Raw genomic sequence first — 16654 nt, 5'->3', positions numbered from 1 at the left:
AATGGAAAATAAATGCTTATAGATCAATTCGGTAGAAAGATAAATTATCTTAGAATTTCAGTTACACAAAGATGTAACTTTCGCTGCCTTTATTGTATGCCAAAAATTCCTTTCGATTATCAGCCAAAAGAAAATTTATTAAGCTTCGAAGAACTTTTTTTATTTGTTAAAGCAGCTATAGACGAAGGAATTGAAAAAATCCGTATAACAGGTGGGGAACCTTTATTAAGAAAAGATTTAAGTATTTTTATAAAAATGATTAACGATTATAAAAGCGATATTGACCTTGCTATAACTACAAATGGATTTTTACTAAAAGACTTTGCTAAAGACCTAAAAAATGCTGGACTTAAACGACTTAATATTTCACTTGATACCCTAGATCACAAAAAAGCAAAAACTCTTGCGCAAAAAGATATATTAGATAGTGTTTTATCTGGAATTGATGAAGCTTTAAATCTAGATTTGAAAGTAAAACTTAATACTGTAGCTCTTAAAAATTTAAACGATGATGAACTGATATCTCTTTTGGAATTTGCAAAATCAAAAAAAGCTCAAATTCGCTTTATAGAATTTATGGAAAATACTCATGCTTATGGTAAATTACAAGGATTAAAAAGAGATGAAATTATACAAATTTTGAGTCAAAAATATCAAATTCAACTTATAAAAAAAGATGAAAAAGCACCTGTGAGTATTTACAAGGCAGATGATTATGAATTTGGAATTATAGATCCTCATAGCCATGAATTTTGCGATTCTTGCAATCGCATACGCTTAAGTGCTGAAGGCTTGTTAATACCTTGTCTTTATTTTGATGAAGCATTAAGCATAAAAGAAGCGGTTCGAAAAGGTGATATTAAAGCCGCTGTAGAAATATTACAAGAAGTATTAAGAAATAAACCAGAAAAAAATAAATGGAGTGTTGTTGATAATGAAACCTCATCTCGTGCTTTTTATCAAACTGGAGGTTAATTTTGCAACTTGTTGAAAGTTTCTTAAGCATTCAAGGAGAAGGTAAATATAATGGAAAATTAGCTATTTTTATGCGTTTTGCTGGTTGTAATTTCAACTGTTTAGGTTTTAATGTAAAAATATCAAAAAACGATAAAACTCTCATTGGATGTGACACGATAAGAGCTGTTTTCACAAAAGATTTTAAAGAAAGTTATGAAACTTTAAATGCTAATGAACTTTTAAAAAGAGTGATAAAATTAAAACAAGACTTTGATCCTATAGTTGTTATCACAGGTGGAGAGCCATTAATCCATTATGAAAATCCTGAATTTATAGAATTTATCCAAATGTTATTAAAAAATAAATTCGAAATACACTTTGAAAGCAATGGAAGCATAGAAATTGATTTTGATAGATATCCTTTTTACAAAGAATGTATTTTTGCTTTAAGCGTTAAACTCCAAAATAGTGGGATAAAAAAAGATAAACGATTAAATTTTAAAGCTTTAAAAGCATTTAAAAATTACGCAAAAGATAGTTTTTATAAATTTGTTTTAGATGCCAATACTCTTGATAATTCATTTTTAGAAATCAATGAAATTCTAAAAGAAGCTCCAAATCAAATTTTTTGTATGCCTATGGGTGAAAATGAGCAAAACCTTACAAAAAATGCTCAAAAAATTGCTGAATTTTGTATTAAGAATGGTTATAATTATTCTGATAGAATTCATATTCGTCTTTGGAACGATAAAGAGGGTGTATGATTATAAGAAAATTATTTGAATTTGAAAACGCACACATTGTTAGATTTTGTTCTTCTAAGCGTTGCAAAAGTAGCATTCATGGACATTCTTACAAAGTTGAAGTTTTACTTGAAAGCAAATATTTAGATAATGCTGGAATGGTCTATGATTTTGGACTTTTAAAAACCTATATACGCCAAATTATTGATAGTTTTGATCATGCTATCACTCTTTTTAAATATGATGACGCAAAATATTTAGAAGAAATGAAAAAATATTCAAGTCGTTGGATTTGCCTGCCTGTTAATGTAAGTGCTGAAAATTTTTGTCGTGTATTTTTCATACTTATAGATGCTTTATTAAAACAAACAAAAATGGTAAATGGAGAACAAGGAGTGACTTTACAAAGCATCATTGTTCATGAAACAAGAACAGGTTATGCACAAGGTTTTAGAGAAGATGCCTATAGTGAGCTAATGCCAAAAATTTCACTTCAAGACATAGAATTTTCCAATGGCATTAAAGCAGAATGGAATGATATAGATTTTTATAACAAATTAAAAAATGAAGAAATTTTTATAAATCCAAAGGAGATTTAATGCAAAAAGCTAAAATTTTAATTGCCTTAAGTTTTTTTTTATTAGTTTTATCTGCCTGTTCTAATGATGAAAAAAATATTTCCAAGACTCAAAATACAGATCAAGAAGTAGTCCAAATAGAACAAAACGATGAAAAAACAGAATTAAGTGACTCCAACCTGCCTTTACCTGTAGATGATGAAGCACAAAGTTCAGATGATGAACATGAAGTCAATCCTAGTATTATCAACTCTTTATATAAACAAAAATGCGCCACTTGTCATGGAGAAAAAGGGGAATTAAAACCTAAAAACAGCACGGCCATTAAAACCTTGAGCAATAAAATTTTTATACAAAAAATAAAAACGATAAAAGATAAAAACCATAGTTTTTTAAGTGATGAACAAATTCAAAATTTAGCTGATTTTATAAACAAAGGAAAATAATGGATCAAAGTTACGAATTCTTTTTAGCTTTACATCTTTATAGTCTTTATGCGAGCGGTTTTTTAATGCTTTTTTATCTTATACTAACACAAGGAAATTTTAAAACCGAATTCATTTTTATTCGCAGAATACGATTATTTTTACCAATTTATTATTTATTTTTAGCTTTGATTATTTTTACAGGTTGTTTGTTATCAGCAATGAAACAATTTCAAATGAATGTCAATATCTGGGTAATGATTTTTTCTTGGATCTTAATTTTTGCCTTAGCAATTTTTCACTTTGTTTGTTTTAAAAAAGCAAGAAGATTTAGAAAATATGCCACTTTTAGATGGATTAGTTGTTTGATTTTACCTTTTGAAATTTTTTTATTGTTTTTGCCTTTTTTAATAGAAAGATATCTATAAAATGCAATTTTTGTATAACAAGCAAGCTGGAGAAGAGTTTATACAACTTCAAGGTGAAAACTTTAACCATTTAAAAGTAAGAAGAGTAAAGGAAAATTCGGAGCTAAATCTTAGAAATTTACAAGATAATTTTCTTTACAACTATACAATCACAAATTTAACAAGAAATTCTTGCACTTTAAAATTTTTAAACAAAAAATCACAAAATATAAAACAAAGTGAATTAAACTTAGCCTTAGCCATTATAGATATTAAAATTTTAGAAAAAACTCTACCTTTCTTAAATGAACTTGGAGTAAAAAAGTTACATTTGGTTTTTACAAATTTTTCACAAAGAAATTTTAAAATCGATTTAGAAAGATTTGAAAAAATCATTATTTCTTCTTGTGAACAATGCGGTAGAAATACTAAAATGGATTTAATTATCCACCAAAGCACTCAAGAATTTGTTCAAAAATTTCCAAATGCAATTATGGTTGATTTTCAAGGAGAACAACAAAGTCATTTCGATGAAAAAGAATTATATTTTATAGGTCCTGAAGGTGGATTTAACAATGATGAGAGATTATTGTTTAACCGGAAAATCTCTCTTAAAAGCTCTAATATTCTAAAAAGTCAAACAGCTATTATAGCTATAGCTTCAAAAATTTTGCTTTAACTTTTCTTAAATTAATCTCTTTTTTATGTTAAATAATTTATAATCACGGCTTATTGTTTTAATTTTTAAGGAAAACTAATGAAAAAAGAAATTCACCCAGAATATGTAGAATGCAAAGTAAGTTGTGCTTGTGGAAATACTTTTACAACAAAGTCAAACAAAGCAGAATTAAGAGTAGATATTTGTTCAAATTGCCATCCTTTTTTTACAGGCAGTGAAAAAATTGTAGATGCTGCAGGTCGTGTAGAGAAATTTAAGAAAAAATACGCAATGCAATAATTATGCTTTATTTTATTCCTACTCCCATAGGAAATTTAAGCGATATTTCTTTTAGAGCCTTAGAACTTTTAAAGACTTGCGATCTTGTGTTTTGCGAAGATACAAGAGTAAGTAAGTCTTTGATTTCGTTATTAAATACCAAATTTCACACTGATATACATATTTCTAAATTTATAGCCTTACACTCCCATAATGAAAAAGAAGTTTTAGCAAGTATTGATTTAAAGATATTTGAAAAAAATGTAGCTTATTTAAGCGATGCAGGAATGCCAGGGATTAGTGATCCTGGCAAGGCTTTGGTAGAATTTGCACAAGAAAATAATATCACCTATGAAATTTTACCAGGTGCAAATGCAGCCTTAGTTGCTCTTGTAAGCTCAGCATTTTGTCAAAAAGAATTTATCTTTATTGGTTTTTTAGCAAATAAAGGCAAAGAAAGACAAAAAGATATAGAAAAAATTTTAAACTTTCCTTATCCAAGTATTATTTACGAATCCCCCAAGCGTATTTTATCTTTAGTAGAACAGATTATGATTCTAGACAGCCAAAGAGAAATTTTTTTGATTAAAGAAATCAGTAAAAAATTTGAAAAAAAATTTAAAGGCAATGCTAAAGAGCTTTCTGAAATTTTAAAAAAGTCTAATTTAAACGGTGAATGGGTTGTAGTACTGCAATCAAAAGAGCAAAATTTTTTGCAAAATACTCTTTGTGAAAAAGATATTATGGATTTAGAGCTGTCTTTAAAAGCAAAAGCAAAATTATTATCAAAGATCAATGGAAAAAATGCAAAAGAAATTTATCAAAAACTGCTTTTAAGTCAAGATTGGGTAAAATTTTAATATGATAGTTTATGGGAAGCAAATATTTTTTTATATTTTAGAATATCATAAAGACTGTATCAATGAGCTTTATTTAGCAAAAGAATGTGATAAAATTACTTTTTCCAAAATCGCAAAATCAGGTTTTAAAATCAAAAAACTTGATTTTAAAACTGCTCAAGCTTATGCGAAAGGTGGAAATCATCAAGGTTTTTTGCTAGATATTAAAGAAAGTTCTTTTGCGAATTTAAATGAGATCAAAAAAAATGATTTTATTGTTATGCTTTATGGAATTAGCGATGTAGGAAATATAGGGGCTATCACGCGTACAGCTTATGCTTTAGGGGTTGGGGCTTTAATTTTTATTGGTGAAAAATTAGCCATGGAAGGAGTAATTCGCACAAGCAGCGGAGCGGCTCTTGATTTACCTATTGCAATAAGCAACGATGCTTTAAGTGTAATAAACGAACTAAAACAAGTAGGTTTTTATTTTTATGCGAGCGATGGCTCGGGAAAAGAAATTCACAGTGTAAAAATAAGCAATGGTAAAAAAGTTTTAGTTTTGGGTAGTGAGGGTTTTGGTTTAAGCTCTAAAATTATAAAAAAGTGCGATGAATGTGTGGGCATTGCGATGAAAAATAATTTTGATAGTCTTAATGTCAGCGCTGCTTTTGCAATACTTTGTGATAGGATGTTAAATGCTTAATTGGAAAAAAATACAAGAATTAAATTTAAAAGAAGTTGCAGCAAAAACGCAAATTGAACTTGATTTTCTTGAAGCTTTAGTAGAAAAGAATTTTGCTGTTTTAAGTCGTTTTAATGTTAAAGGTTTTGTTAAAATTTTAAGCAGAGAATACGAACTCGACTTTAGTGATTTTAACGAAGAGTATGAAGCTTATCTTAACGAAAACAATCCTACTCCACAAACAAAATCAAAAATGATAACCCCAAAACTAGATGCTTATAGTCAAAAATCCTCTAACGCTTGGCCTTTTTTGATTGTTCTTATTGTTTTAGTGATTATAGGAAGTGGAATTTATTATTTTGATACACTTAAAACTTTTTTCAAAGATGAACAAAATAATACTAGTGCAACAGTTATAGACATAATAGGACAAGCACAAGAAAATTTAAAATCTTTAAGTGGAAACAATGTTGTTGTTATAGACAACAATAAAGCACAAGAAACAAATCAAACAGAGAGCGTTTTACCAAGCCAAAACACCTCATTACAAGAAAATGATAAAAACATAAGCATAGAAAATAATATCAGTGAAAATAACACAACTCTACTCGATGAAGAAAAAAATACCCAAATCCAAGAAGACACAAATACACTAAAAACTGATTCTTTAAAAGAAGCACATTTTAAAACCTCTACCAAGATTTGGATAGGTTTGATAGATTTAAAAAGCCTTAAAAAAACAAGCTTTGTTAAAGAAAAAGATTTTAATATTTCTTTAGATAAAGATCAGTTAATTTTAACAGGGGCTGCAGCTTTAACAATGTTTGATCAAGAAAATAAAGAACAAAAATTTCCTGTAGGAATTTCAAAACGTTTCTTGATTAAAGATGGAAAAATTACCAGTATTTCAGCTGCTGAATTTGTAAAATTAAATAAAGGTAAAGAATGGTAAAAAAAATTATTATTCTTACTTTTTGGGTTAATATATCTTTTGCAATCTCAAGTCTTGAATTAGCAAAAAATTTAGTAAACAATCCTAGTAAAAATTCTCAACTAGAATTATTATTCTCAAATAATTCTTACATAGATAATAATGGAAATTGTGATATTGCAAAAATATCTCAAATATTAAAAACCAATTCTTTAATTGCCTTAACACTATCAAATCCTCAAAGTCTAAAACTAAATTTTAAAGCAAAAGCTGATGAAGTTATGTTTTTTAAAATTTTATCCGATGTTTTAACAGATGCCGGATATATATATTTTATCCCTACAGATTTGATTTTAAGAGAAGGAAATATTGACTATACCATACAAGTAGAATCTCAATATGTTTTAGATCCTGGAACGCTTTACAATCTCTTAAAAGAAAATTCTGTCTATATAGATAATATTAAGCGCATTGGAGCATATGACTATGAATATGATTTAAATTTTTCCAATGCTGTATTAAAAACCAATACAAATGTTAATTTAAATACTCCAAAATCATTAGAAAAACCCCTTAAAGACTATGTGTTTGATTTAAAAAATGCTACAAATTTGATTATTGATGCAAATGATTTAGACAATTGGTTTCCTAAAATCTTCTTTTTAGATAAAAATCTGAATCTAATTAAAGCAGTAAAAAGCGAAAATAAAAATAATCATTTTTCAGAACTTATTCCAAATGGTGCTATATATGCTATTGTAAGCGATATGTATAGTTTAGATAATATACGCAGGGGTTTAAAAATCACACTTAAAAAATAAAGGATTAAGAAATGTTTGATGAAATCCGTTTTAATACCATAGAAAGACTTCCAAATTATGTTTTCGCAGAAGTAAATGCGATAAAAATGGCAGCAAGACGTGCTGGAGAGGATATCATCGACTTTTCAATGGGAAATCCCGATGGTAAAACTCCACAACACATTATAGATAAACTTTGTGAAAGTGCTAACAAAGATAAAACCTCGGGATATTCTACATCCATGGGGATTTATAAACTTCGCTTAGCAATTTGTAATTGGTATAAAAGAAAATATAATGTCAACCTAGATCCTGAAAATGAAGTTGTAGCTACTATGGGTTCAAAAGAGGGTTTTGTAAATCTTGCAAGAGCGATTATAAATCCTGGAGATGTTGCTATTGTGCCAACTCCTGCTTATCCTATACATACTCAAGCTTTTATTATAGCAGGAGGTAATGTAGCAAAAATGCCTTTAGCTTATAATGAAAAATTTGAGCTTGATGAAAATCAATTTTTTGAAAATTTACATAAAACTTTAAATGAAAGCATCCCGCGTCCAAAATATGTCGTTGTTAATTTCCCGCATAATCCAACAACAGTAACTTGTGAGAAAAGTTTTTATGAAAGATTGATAGCAACGGCAAAAAAAGAAAGATTTTATATTATTTCAGATATTGCTTATGCAGATTTAACTTATGATAACTATAAAACTCCTTCTATTTTGGAAATTGAAGGTGCAAAAGATGTAGCGGTAGAAACTTACACTCTTTCAAAATCTTACAATATGGCAGGCTGGCGCGTGGGTTTTGTAGTAGGAAATAAACGCTTAGTCAGTGCGCTTAAAAAAATAAAATCTTGGTTTGATTATGGTATGTACACACCTATTCAAGTAGCAGCTACCATAGCTTTAGATGGAGATCAAACTTGTGTAGATGAAATCCGTGCAACTTATGATAAAAGAATGCACATTTTACTTGAAGCTTTTGAAAATGCAGGCTGGAAACTTCAAAAACCAAGAGCAAGTATGTTTGTTTGGGCAAAACTCCCTGAAAGCAAAAGACATTTAAAAAGTTTAGAATTTTCAAAGCAACTTTTACAGCGTGCTAGTGTTGCAGTAAGTCCTGGGGTAGGTTTTGGCGAAGCAGGTGATGAGTATGTAAGAATTGCTTTAATTGAAAATGAAAATCGCATACGCCAAGCTGCACGTAATATCAAAAAATATTTAAAAGAGTAAGTTATGAAAGTAGCGATTCTTGGTTATGGCACTGTTGGAAGTGCGGTGGTTAAATTTCTTTTAGAAAATGATAAACTTATTCGTGCAAGATGTGGGCAAAGCATAACTCCTGTGATCGCTCTTGCTAGAAGTCCTAAAAAAAATGCTTTAATTCCAATTACTCATAGCGTTGCAGAAATTTTAAATGCTGATGTAGATGTTTTTGTAGAATTAATGGGTGGGGTGGATGAAGCTTTTAAAATAGTGAGTGAAATTTTAAAAAAGAAAAAAGCTGTTGTTACTGCAAATAAAGCTATGCTTGCTTATCATCGTTATGAACTTGAAAATTTGGCTAAAAATTTAGCTTTTGGTTATGAAGCAAGTGTGGCTGGAGGAATTCCTATTATCAAGGTTTTAAAAGAAGGTTTAAGTGCAAATAATATTTTGGCTATAAAAGGGATTTTAAATGGTACGAGTAATTATATTTTAAGTTCTATGAGTCAAAAAAATATGAGTTTTAAACAAGCTTTGCAAATAGCTCAAAATTTAGGTTATGCAGAGGCTGATCCAACTTTTGACATAGAAGGGCAAGATGCAGCACATAAACTGCTTGTTTTATCAAGTATCGCTTATAATCTTAAAGCTAAACCTGAAGATATTTTGATCGAGGGTATTAGTGAAATTGCACCTGAAGATATGTATTTTGCTAATGAGTTTGAATTTACCATAAAACTTTTAGGTATAGCTAAGGTGCGTGAAAATAAAGTAGAATTAAGGGTGCATCCTACTATGATAGATAAAGAAAAAATGCTTGCAAAAGTTGATGGAGTGATGAATGCTATAAGCATTAATGGAGATTTGTTGGGTGAAAGTTTGTATTATGGAGCAGGAGCAGGAGGAGAGGCCACTGCAAGTGCTGTGATTTCAGATCTTATGGATATAGCAAGAGATCAGGTAAAAGCACCAATGCTTGGTTTTGTGAATACTTTAGAATACAAGCTTTTAAGCAAAGATGAAATTTATACAAAATATTATTTAAGGGTGAAAGTTGAAGATAAAATAGGGATTTTATCTAAAATCACACAATTGATGAGTGAAAATAATATTTCTATCGATAGTTTTTTACAAAAACCTAAAAAAAATGATGAAAATTACAGCACTTTGTTTTTTACTACACATTTAACTTATGAAAAAAGCATACAAAATTTGCTTGAAATTTTACGCAAACAAGATTTTATAAAAACCAAGCCTTTTATGATGCGTATAGAATAATGGGTGTAAAAGCTTATTTAGATGGAATTTTAGGGGAAGATAAGGCTTGTAAATTTTTAAAAAAACAAGGCTTTGAAATTTTAAAAAGAAATTTCCATTCTAAATTTGGAGAAATCGATATAATAGCCAAAAAAGATGAAATTTTACATTTTATAGAGGTTAAATTTACTCAAAATGATTATGAAGTTTCCGAGCGTTTGGATAGAAAAAAACTTGAAAAAATTTTAAAAACTATAGAATTTTATCATCTTAAAAATGGAATTTCATCGGATTTTCAGATTGATCTGATTTGCATTAAAAATGATGTGATACAATTTTGCGAAAATATAAGTTTTTAAGCTGATATTTAAAAAAATAAAATACAATTAGACAAAAATTAAAGAAAGGAAAAATTATGGGAAAATATATTGAATTAACAAGTGATAATTTTGCTCAAGCAAAAGAAGGTGTAGCTTTAGTTGATTTTTGGGCTCCATGGTGCGGACCTTGTAGAATGCTTGCTCCAGTTATTGATGAACTTGCAAATGACTTCGATGGTAAAGCTAAAATTTGCAAAGTAAATACAGATGAACAAGGTGATTTAGCAGCTGAATTTGGTGTTCGCTCTATTCCTACGCTTATTTTCTTTAAAAATGGTGAAGTTGTAGATCAACTCGTTGGTGCACAATCTAAACAAGCAATTAGTGATAAACTAAACTCTTTACTATAAACTAAAGGCTAGTATAACTAGCCTTCTTCTTAAAAATTTCAAATTTATACTAAATAATAATTTTTATTAACTACTATTAAGAATAATTTTTATATCATTATTAATAATAAAATTCAATATAAAGGAAATATAAATGTTAGATGTAGCAATCATAGGTGGAGGTCCTGCTGGACTTAGTGCTGGACTTTATGCAACTAGAGGTGGTCTTAAGAATGTAGTAATGTTTGAAAAAGGTATGCCTGGTGGACAAATTACCTCAAGTTCTGAAATAGAAAATTATCCAGGTGTAGCCCAAGTTATGGATGGAATTTCTTTTATGACTCCTTGGAATGAACAATGTATGCGTTTTGGTTTAAAACATGAAATGGTTGGAGTAGAACAAATTTTAAAAAATAGTGATGGAAGTTTTACCATCAAATTAGAAGGTGGTAAAACAGAACTTGCTAAAGCTGTGATAGTTTGTACAGGCTCAGCTCCAAAAAAAGCAGGTTTTAAGGGCGAAGATGAATTTTTTGGAAAAGGTGTAAGCACTTGTGCAACTTGTGATGGATTTTTTTATAAAAATAAAGAAGTTGCAGTTTTAGGTGGTGGAGATACGGCTTTAGAAGAAGCTTTATATCTAGCAAATATTTGTTCTAAGGTTTATCTTATCCACCGCAGAGATGAGTTTAGAGCAGCTCCATCTACAGTAGAAAAAGTTAAGAAAAACGAAAAAATAGAACTCATTACTAGCGCAAGTGTAGATGAAGTATATGGTGATAAAATGGGTGTTACTGGGGTAAAAGTAAAATTAAAAGATGGTAGTATTAGAGATTTAAATGTTCCAGGAATTTTTACTTTTGTTGGTCTTAATGTAAGAAATGAAATTTTAAAACAAGACGATGGTAAGTTTTTATGCAATATGGAAGAAGGTGGGCAAGTAAGTGTTGATCTTAAAATGCAAACTAGCGTTGCTGGACTTTTTGCCGCAGGGGACCTTAGAAAAGATGCGCCTAAGCAAGTTATTTGTGCTGCAGGTGATGGAGCTGTAGCTGCATTAAGTGCTATGGCTTATATAGAAAGCTTGCATTAAGATTTTATAAAGTTGCTAAAAGCAACTTTATTTTTATTTAGCTTCCTATCACTCCACCATCAAGTTTTCTTATCATCATTACACTTGATCTTGGCGTTTTTCCATAAGGAAAAGTACTACCTTTCAAACCTTCTCCTGGATGTTGTATGCCTACAAACATTGTAGTATAATCCTCACTAAAAGCAATCCCTGTTAATTCACAAGCAATAGGTCCTGTTAAAAAGCGTCTGATTTCCCCTGTTTTTGGATTTGCTGCTAGCATGCAGTTATTTCCCATGCCTTCGTATTCATCTTTATTAGAATAAGATCCATCTGTTTGTATCCAAAGTCTTCCATCTCTATCAAATTTAAGTCCATCAGGAGAATTGAATTTATTTTCACTTGTAATATTATTTGAGCCTTTATATAAGCCTTGTTGGTTATCAGGATTTCCAGCAAGAGCAAAAATTTCCCAAGTAAAATCATCGTCTTTATGAGAATTTTTTGGCATCCATTTTAAAATTTGTCCATAAACATTTTTAGTTCTTAGATTTGCTGCATTAGGTTCTTGGCGATTTTTGTTGTTCGTTAGTGTTGCAAATACTTCTTTAGAACCACTTTGTTTATGGCTTGCTATCCATTCACATCTATCCATAGGAGTTGCACCTACAATGCTTGCAGCAAGACGCGTATTGATGAGTACTTGAGCTTGAGACTTAAAACCATTTTTTTCATCTAGGCCGTTTTTGCCATATTCTAAGGCTATCCATTTTCCCTGTCCTTTAAAATCTCCCACATTGCCGTTAAACTGTCCTACATACAAAGTGCCTTCATCTAAAATTTTACTTGTATCAACACCTTTTTTGTATTTGTGTTTGCTAATAAATTTATAAATAAATTCATTCATCTCATCATCACCCATATAAACTATAACAGAACCATCTTTTTCTACGATAATTTCTGCATTTTCATGTTTAAAACGCCCTAAAGAAGTTCTTTTAACAGGTGTGCTTTTTGCATCAAAAGGATTGATTTCCACTATCCAACCAAAACGATTGGCTTCATTGATATTTTTAGCTAAATCAAATCTTTCATCAAATTTTTCCCATCCATAAAGACTAGTTTTGTTAAATCCATAGCGTTTAAGAGAGTCATTAAATTCTAGATTTTCGTCTGAACTTCCAAAAAAATCGTCAAAATTTTCTTCACAGGTGATATAAGTTCCCCAAGGTGTTTGTCCATTTGCACAATTTGCAAAAGTTCCATGAACAAATTTTTCATTTTTTAAAACTTCTTTTTTAGCTGCTCCACTTACTTGCATTTTAGTGTTTGCATCGATTCTGCGGTTATACTTAGAGTCTAAAACCACAGTCCAATCATCACCCTTTTTTTCGATTTCTAAGATACTCACACCCACACTGGCTTGCTCATATAAAATATCTTCTTTGCTTAAATTTTTACCATGATGATTAAACATGATTTCAGGATTTATATATTCATTATTAACGGCTAAAATTCCTCTGTTTTTTGAAAGTGGAAAAAAACTCATACCATCATCGTTATCTCCAAAAACCAAATGAGCATTTTTAACTGCATTCATATCGATGATTTTATTTTCATCATAAGGTTTTGCTTTACTAAAAAGTGGATCACCCCAAGAAATTAAAACCTTTGCTTCATAACCTTGCGGTACTATAACTTTATCTTGTGTGCTTGCACTAACAGCTTTAAAACCTAACAAATCCTTATCCTTAAGCACAACAGCACTTAAATTTGAACTTGCAAAAAAAGCCACCATAGAACCTAAAGCTGAACCTTTTAAAAACAATCTTCTTTCCATTTGTTTTTACCCCATATTAAAATTTAAAACAATGGAAGTATAAAAATATTTGGAAACTTTTTAGAAACTTTGATGAAAAATTTAAATTGAAGAAAAAATTTATACCTAGTTTTTCACTAGGTATAAATGATTAATTAAAACCTTTTCTTCTTAACATCTTCTAAGATATTATTAGCTATATCACTTACTGTACTAGAAATAATAGCTGATTCATTAGCAATTTCAACATTATCTTTAGTAGTTTGATCAATTTGAGCTACGCTATCATTGATTTGAGTGATACCTGCAGTTTGTTCTTTAATACTTTCTGCCATATCATTGATAGATTGAACAAGTAAATTAGTATTAGCTTCAATTTCTGATAAAGACTTTTGAGTTCTTTCAGCTAACTTTCTAACTTCATCAGCTACCACTGCAAAGCCTCTACCATGTTCTCCAGCACGAGCTGCTTCAATAGCTGCATTTAAAGCTAAAAGATTGATTTGATCTGCAATATCACCTATAATACCTGTAACATTTTTAATCTCTTCAGATTGAGTGATAACATCACTAGTTTTAACTGAAACATTTTGCATAGAAGAAGTGATCTCTTCTAAAGCTGCTGCAGTTTCTTCTAAAGATTGAGCTTGAGAATTTGAAGAAGTGGTTAAGCTTTGAACAGCAGTTTGTAATTTTCCACTTTCATTAGCTAAAGCATTAGCAAAGTCTGAGCTTTGTTTTAGCATTTTAACTATTTCATCACCTAAAGCATTAGTAGTTAATTCTACACTACCGCTAGCATTTTCTAATTTATTTCTAAAGTCTAAGCTTTTGTATTCTTCAAAAATTTTATGAATAGCATTCATATCAGAACCTACTCTAGCTTGTAAAACATCAAGAAGTTTATTTAGAACATTTTTAAGTTCAATAAGTTGTGGGTTTCTTGGATTAGCAGTAATTCTTGCTGTTAAATTACCACCTTCTACAACTGATACGGTTTGAACTGATTCTTTAACGGCTTGATTGTCTTGTTCTAAGCCTCTTTTAGTAGCAAGAATGTTTTCGTTGATAGCATTTGAGATTTGTCCAAATTCATCATTGCTTTTTACTTCTATAGTAGAAACATTTTTTGTTTTATAGTTGATAAAATCAAAGAATGAAGTTAAACCTGTTTGGATAGCTGCAAGTGGGGAGAGGTATTTTGATACGATGAAATAAAGGAGGATGACGCTAATAGATATCATAACAATTAAGGCTATAACTTGTATATATGCTGCTTTAAATATAGGTTTATTTATAATATCAGCGCTTTCGGTAATACAAGCTGTATAAGCAAAGACTTTAGTACAAGCTCCAAGTCTTTCTTCATTATTTAACTTATAAGAGAAGAAGTTGTTATCACCATGAGCTTTATATGCATTTAGAACAGGAGAATGGTCTACCGAAGGATCTAATAAAGCTTCGTTGGTGGCTGCAAAAATTTTATCTTTATTATCAAAAACAAAGGTATTGCCTGGAGTTCTAGCGATTTGATCTTGTAAACTAGTTAATAAAATATCAATTCCTAAAACACCAATAAATTTACCATCCTTATAAAGAGCTTTAGAGTAAGTAATGCAGTATTCATTACTAATAGCATCAATATAAGCTGGGGTTATATAGATTTGATTACTATTTCTAGCTTCTTTATACCATTCCCTAGTAGTTGCATTATAGTTGTTGGCTTTTCCATTTATAGTTATATTAGTATTTTTTTTCTCGCTTAGATCACTACTCATGATATTTTCACCATTATCTAAACCAATATAAACAGCAAGCAAATTTCCACTATTGCGGTAGTATTTTAATATGGCCCCTACATTATTAACTATGTTATCTTGAGAATTTAGTGCTTCATAGGGTAATTTTAATATATCTTTTTCAAGAGTATTAAGCAAAGATATATTTCTGGATCTAAAATCCTCTATAGAAATTTGTGTTGCTTTAAGAAGTTCTGTTTCAGTATAAAGCGTACTTTGATACAAAGAATCTTTTGTAAAGTAAAAGCTAATGATGCTCAAAATACTTAAAGCAAAAATTGCAATTGAATTTGCAATAACAGAAAGTTTTATTTTAATACTATTCATTATTTTCCTTTTAAATTTAATTAATTTTTGTAAAAGAACTTTTAACATTAATTTTATAAAATATAAAATAATGCTAAATTTTCTTAAGAATTATAAATTAAAAAATCTAAATTTTTACTTAAATATAAAAGTGATAAAAAATTTCATTTAATAAATATTAAATTAATTTATATTTATTATTTTTATTTAAATAAATATCGCTTCGAAAATTCTATGTATTAAGCTTAATATCGTTATAATTTAAAAAATTTATATCGAAGGAAATATTTTGAAAAAAATTCTATTATTTATTTTATCTTTAGGGATATTTTATACTTTCATACAAGCTAAAAATTTAGAGCAAGAACAAAATACTAGTAGCAATTTAGTTAGTGTCAGTATAGCACCTCAAGCATTTTTTGTTAAAAAAATAGCTGCAAATACTCTAGATGTCAATGTTATTTTGCCCCCAAATAGCAATGAGCATAATTTTGAATTTAAACCAAGTACTATGAAAAAACTTGAAAAAAGTGATATTTATTTCACTATAGGCTTAGAATTTGAAAAAGTTTTTACGGATAAATTTAAACAAAATTTTTCAAAACTTCAAGTTGTAAATATGCAAAAAAACATAGCTTTGATTCAAACTCATGATACACACGAACACTCTCATGAGCATGAACACCACGAACATGAGCATTTTGATCCTCATACTTGGCTAGATCCTATTTTAGTCCAAACTATGGCTTTAAATATTTATGACACCTTGATTCAAAAATATCCACAAAATGAAAATTTATATAAAGAAAATTTAGATAAATTTTTAGCAGAATTAGATAGTTTAAATTTACAAATTGCCTCAAAATTAGAAAAATTAAAAAATAGAGAATTTGTAGTTTATCATCCTTCTTGGACATATTTTGCAAAACGCTATAATCTTACGCAAATTCCTGTAGAAATTTTAGGTAAGGAACCAAAAAGCAAAGATTTGCAAAAACTTATCACTCTAATGAAAGATAAAAATTTAAAAGTCATTTTTGTTCAAAATGGTTTCCCTGAAAATGCAGCAAAAACACTTGCTAAAGAATGTGATGCAAAAATTTACAAAATAGATCATTTATCTTATGATTGGGAAAATGAGCTTTTAAAAACTGCTGATGCCTTTTCTCATAATTTATAATC

The 16654-nt window shown here is 29.3% G+C and carries 19 protein-coding genes; 17 read left to right on the top strand and 2 right to left on the bottom strand.

Annotation, left to right across the window (positions count from 1 at the left end):
* The first annotated feature begins 12 nt into the window (after positions 1–12).
* The 16 genes from moaA to trxB all read left to right on the top strand — a co-directional run bounded on the left by moaA (position 13) and on the right by trxB (position 11569).
* Complete coding sequence (moaA, locus tag FBF21_RS01065; RefSeq protein ID WP_002860653.1) at positions 13–975, top strand: GTP 3',8-cyclase MoaA; 963 nt, start codon at positions 13–15, stop codon at positions 973–975.
* 2 nt (positions 976–977) lie between these two features.
* A complete protein-coding gene (locus FBF21_RS01060) occupies positions 978–1721 on the top strand; it encodes a 7-carboxy-7-deazaguanine synthase QueE (protein WP_002867929.1) in 744 nt (247 codons plus the stop codon).
* Complete coding sequence (locus tag FBF21_RS01055; protein WP_002858675.1) at positions 1718–2299, top strand: 6-carboxytetrahydropterin synthase; 582 nt, start codon at positions 1718–1720, stop codon at positions 2297–2299. Before FBF21_RS01060 ends, FBF21_RS01055 begins: the two co-directional genes overlap by 4 nt.
* The gene (locus tag FBF21_RS01050; protein ID WP_002867930.1) at positions 2299–2724 is read left to right on the top strand and encodes a cytochrome c; all 426 of its coding nucleotides are present in this window, start codon (positions 2299–2301) and stop codon (positions 2722–2724) included. Before FBF21_RS01055 ends, FBF21_RS01050 begins: the two co-directional genes overlap by 1 nt.
* The gene (locus tag FBF21_RS01045; protein ID WP_002851635.1) at positions 2724–3131 is read left to right on the top strand and encodes a membrane protein; all 408 of its coding nucleotides are present in this window, start codon (positions 2724–2726) and stop codon (positions 3129–3131) included. The genes FBF21_RS01050 and FBF21_RS01045 overlap by 1 nt, the downstream gene beginning before the upstream one ends.
* 1 nt (position 3132) lies before the next feature.
* Positions 3133–3789: a 16S rRNA (uracil(1498)-N(3))-methyltransferase gene (locus FBF21_RS01040; protein ID WP_002851903.1), complete on the top strand. Its 657-nt coding sequence runs from the start codon at positions 3133–3135 to the stop codon at positions 3787–3789.
* A 78-nt stretch (positions 3790–3867) separates the two neighbouring features.
* A complete protein-coding gene (gene rpmE / locus FBF21_RS01035; RefSeq protein ID WP_002851603.1) occupies positions 3868–4068 on the top strand; it encodes a 50S ribosomal protein L31 in 201 nt (66 codons plus the stop codon).
* A gap of 2 nt (positions 4069–4070) precedes the next feature.
* The gene (gene rsmI, locus FBF21_RS01030; protein ID WP_002854625.1) at positions 4071–4907 is read left to right on the top strand and encodes a 16S rRNA (cytidine(1402)-2'-O)-methyltransferase; all 837 of its coding nucleotides are present in this window, start codon (positions 4071–4073) and stop codon (positions 4905–4907) included.
* A gap of 1 nt (position 4908) precedes the next feature.
* On the top strand, positions 4909–5592 hold the full coding sequence (rlmB, locus tag FBF21_RS01025; RefSeq protein ID WP_002854186.1) for a 23S rRNA (guanosine(2251)-2'-O)-methyltransferase RlmB: 684 nt from the start codon (positions 4909–4911) through the stop codon (positions 5590–5592).
* Complete coding sequence (locus FBF21_RS01020) at positions 5585–6523, top strand: membrane protein (RefSeq protein ID WP_002854357.1); 939 nt, start codon at positions 5585–5587, stop codon at positions 6521–6523. Before rlmB ends, FBF21_RS01020 begins: the two co-directional genes overlap by 8 nt.
* On the top strand, positions 6517–7323 hold the full coding sequence (locus FBF21_RS01015; protein WP_002876178.1) for a hypothetical protein: 807 nt from the start codon (positions 6517–6519) through the stop codon (positions 7321–7323). The genes FBF21_RS01020 and FBF21_RS01015 overlap by 7 nt, the downstream gene beginning before the upstream one ends.
* An 11-nt stretch (positions 7324–7334) precedes the next feature.
* Positions 7335–8537: an LL-diaminopimelate aminotransferase gene (locus tag FBF21_RS01010; RefSeq protein WP_002867932.1), complete on the top strand. Its 1203-nt coding sequence runs from the start codon at positions 7335–7337 to the stop codon at positions 8535–8537.
* A 3-nt stretch (positions 8538–8540) separates the two neighbouring features.
* The gene (locus FBF21_RS01005; RefSeq protein ID WP_002851705.1) at positions 8541–9788 is read left to right on the top strand and encodes a homoserine dehydrogenase; all 1248 of its coding nucleotides are present in this window, start codon (positions 8541–8543) and stop codon (positions 9786–9788) included.
* On the top strand, positions 9788–10126 hold the full coding sequence (locus tag FBF21_RS01000) for a YraN family protein (protein WP_002851874.1): 339 nt from the start codon (positions 9788–9790) through the stop codon (positions 10124–10126). The genes FBF21_RS01005 and FBF21_RS01000 overlap by 1 nt, the downstream gene beginning before the upstream one ends.
* A 56-nt stretch (positions 10127–10182) precedes the next feature.
* Positions 10183–10497: a thioredoxin gene (gene trxA / locus FBF21_RS00995; RefSeq protein ID WP_002778629.1), complete on the top strand. Its 315-nt coding sequence runs from the start codon at positions 10183–10185 to the stop codon at positions 10495–10497.
* 133 nt (positions 10498–10630) lie between these two features.
* A complete protein-coding gene (gene trxB, locus FBF21_RS00990; RefSeq protein WP_002867934.1) occupies positions 10631–11569 on the top strand; it encodes a thioredoxin-disulfide reductase in 939 nt (312 codons plus the stop codon).
* Positions 11570–11606: 37 nt separating this feature from the next.
* Here the strand turns inward: trxB and FBF21_RS00985 are convergent, their stop codons facing one another.
* Both FBF21_RS00985 and FBF21_RS00980 read right to left on the bottom strand, forming a co-directional pair.
* The gene (locus FBF21_RS00985; RefSeq protein WP_002867935.1) at positions 11607–13388 is read right to left on the bottom strand and encodes a PhoX family phosphatase; all 1782 of its coding nucleotides are present in this window, start codon (positions 13386–13388) and stop codon (positions 11607–11609) included.
* A 134-nt stretch (positions 13389–13522) separates the two neighbouring features.
* A complete protein-coding gene (locus tag FBF21_RS00980) occupies positions 13523–15541 on the bottom strand; it encodes a methyl-accepting chemotaxis protein (RefSeq protein ID WP_168985421.1) in 2019 nt (672 codons plus the stop codon).
* A 220-nt stretch (positions 15542–15761) separates the two neighbouring features.
* Here FBF21_RS00980 and FBF21_RS00975 point away from each other — a divergent pair, with 220 nt between their 5' ends.
* On the top strand, positions 15762–16652 hold the full coding sequence (locus FBF21_RS00975) for a zinc ABC transporter substrate-binding protein (protein ID WP_002874274.1): 891 nt from the start codon (positions 15762–15764) through the stop codon (positions 16650–16652).
* The last annotated feature ends 2 nt before the right edge of the window (positions 16653–16654 follow it).

This window comes from Campylobacter sp. CFSAN093238 (assembly GCF_012898015.1).
GTDB lineage: Bacteria > Campylobacterota > Campylobacteria > Campylobacterales > Campylobacteraceae > Campylobacter_D > Campylobacter_D jejuni.
This window is presented reverse-complemented; position numbering and strand designations above follow the sequence as displayed.

Coding starts and splice junctions, on each gene's coding strand:
- FBF21_RS01045 (WP_002851635.1), top strand. CDS start 2,724: ATGGATCAAAGTTACGAATTCTTTTTAGCTTTACATCTTTATAGTCTT.
- FBF21_RS00985 (WP_002867935.1), bottom strand. CDS start 13,388: ATGGAAAGAAGATTGTTTTTAAAAGGTTCAGCTTTAGGTTCTATGGTG.
- FBF21_RS01050 (WP_002867930.1), top strand. CDS start 2,299: ATGCAAAAAGCTAAAATTTTAATTGCCTTAAGTTTTTTTTTATTAGTT.
- trxA (WP_002778629.1), top strand. CDS start 10,183: ATGGGAAAATATATTGAATTAACAAGTGATAATTTTGCTCAAGCAAAA.
- FBF21_RS01010 (WP_002867932.1), top strand. CDS start 7,335: ATGTTTGATGAAATCCGTTTTAATACCATAGAAAGACTTCCAAATTAT.
- rsmI (WP_002854625.1), top strand. CDS start 4,071: ATGCTTTATTTTATTCCTACTCCCATAGGAAATTTAAGCGATATTTCT.
- rlmB (WP_002854186.1), top strand. CDS start 4,909: ATGATAGTTTATGGGAAGCAAATATTTTTTTATATTTTAGAATATCAT.
- FBF21_RS01015 (WP_002876178.1), top strand. CDS start 6,517: ATGGTAAAAAAAATTATTATTCTTACTTTTTGGGTTAATATATCTTTT.
- FBF21_RS01020 (WP_002854357.1), top strand. CDS start 5,585: ATGCTTAATTGGAAAAAAATACAAGAATTAAATTTAAAAGAAGTTGCA.
- rpmE (WP_002851603.1), top strand. CDS start 3,868: ATGAAAAAAGAAATTCACCCAGAATATGTAGAATGCAAAGTAAGTTGT.
- FBF21_RS01005 (WP_002851705.1), top strand. CDS start 8,541: ATGAAAGTAGCGATTCTTGGTTATGGCACTGTTGGAAGTGCGGTGGTT.
- trxB (WP_002867934.1), top strand. CDS start 10,631: ATGTTAGATGTAGCAATCATAGGTGGAGGTCCTGCTGGACTTAGTGCT.
- FBF21_RS01000 (WP_002851874.1), top strand. CDS start 9,788: ATGGGTGTAAAAGCTTATTTAGATGGAATTTTAGGGGAAGATAAGGCT.
- FBF21_RS01055 (WP_002858675.1), top strand. CDS start 1,718: ATGATTATAAGAAAATTATTTGAATTTGAAAACGCACACATTGTTAGA.
- FBF21_RS00980 (WP_168985421.1), bottom strand. CDS start 15,541: ATGTTAAAAGTTCTTTTACAAAAATTAATTAAATTTAAAAGGAAAATA.
- FBF21_RS01040 (WP_002851903.1), top strand. CDS start 3,133: ATGCAATTTTTGTATAACAAGCAAGCTGGAGAAGAGTTTATACAACTT.
- moaA (WP_002860653.1), top strand. CDS start 13: ATGCTTATAGATCAATTCGGTAGAAAGATAAATTATCTTAGAATTTCA.